This window comes from Dietzia sp. B19, assembly GCF_014145155.1.
Classification (GTDB): Bacteria; Actinomycetota; Actinomycetes; order Mycobacteriales; family Mycobacteriaceae; genus Dietzia; species Dietzia natronolimnaea.
Genome location: NZ_JAALED010000494.1, coordinates 1 through 1,240 on the forward strand (window position 1 = coordinate 1; position 1,240 = coordinate 1,240).

The 1,240-nt window shown below is 69.0% G+C and carries 1 protein-coding gene; it reads right to left on the bottom strand.

Features of this window, described 5'->3' with window-relative positions; genetic code table 11:
• On the bottom strand, positions 1–1,196 hold a 1,196-nt coding region (gene ftsW, locus G6020_RS13545), incomplete at its 3' end, for a putative lipid II flippase FtsW (RefSeq protein WP_182610976.1).
• Between the last annotated feature and the right edge of the window lie 44 nt (positions 1,197–1,240).

Consider the following 1,240-nt stretch of genomic DNA (forward strand, 5'->3'; position numbering starts at 1 on the left):
TGGCGGGCGCAGTTGGCGAGGAGACCGAGTGAGGCCAGGGTCACGACCGCCGAGGTGCCACCGTTGGAGATGAGGGGCAGCTGGAGGCCGGTGACCGGGAGCAGACCCACCACGTACCCGATGTTGATGAACGCCTGCAGCACGATCGTCGTGGTGATCGTGCCGGCCAGCAGGCGACGGAACGGGTCCGCTGACCGCAGCGCGACGCGCATGCCGGCCCACCCCAGCGCCAGGTACAGCGTGACGACCACGGCGGCGCCGAACCAGCCGAGCTCCTCCCCGATGATGGCGAAGATGAAGTCGTTGGTCGCCTCCGGGAGGTAGAACCACTTGGCGCTGGACTGCCCCAGGCCCACCCCGAACAGGCCGCCCTCGGCGAGCGAGAGCATCCCCTGATACGACTGGTAGGCCGAACCCTGGGGGTTCGAGAAGTCACCGACGAAGGTGTTGAAGAAGGTCCGGACGCGCTCGAAGCGGTAGGCGAACGTCACGGCGAGGACGCCGAACACGACGGTGCCGAACGCGATCACCCACACGAAGTGCCGGGTGGGGTACCCGGAGAACCACAGCACGCACAGGAATGCGATGGTCACCGCCGTGGCCATGCCGAGGTCGGGGGCGACGACGACGAGGGCGGCGACCACCCCGTACCCCACGATGGCCGGGAAGAGCAGGTCGAGCCAGTACCCGGTGCGGATGCGCTTGGCCACCACCGACGACGCCCAGATGATGAACGCGAACTTGGCGATCTCGGCGGGCTGGATCGCGAAGAAGCCGAGGTCGATCCACCCGCGGGAGCCGTTGATCTCCATGCCCACACCGGGGATCAGCACGGCGATGAGCAGACCGATGGACACCAGGAGCATCGGCAGCGCGGCAGCCCGCAGCAGCTCGAACCGCATGCGCAGGGCCACCACGAACCCCACCCAGCCGATCGTGACGAACACGGCCTGGCGCAGGAAGATGTCGAACGGCGTGCCGCCACCGGAGAAGGCGAGGACGTTGGAGCTCGACAGCACCATCCCCAGGCCGATCACGGTGAGCAGGGCGGTGACCACCATGACCACGTGGTACGAGGTCAGCGGCGCACGGTTGATCGCGGCCAGTGGCGCGGCGATGCGCCCCAACAGATCGGGCCGGGTCGCGGCGCCGGCCTCGTCGGCGTCGTCCCGGCGAGCGGGTTCGTGAAGTGCCATGCCCTACCTCCCGGCGACCCGGCCCACGGCGAGCGCGAAGCTGC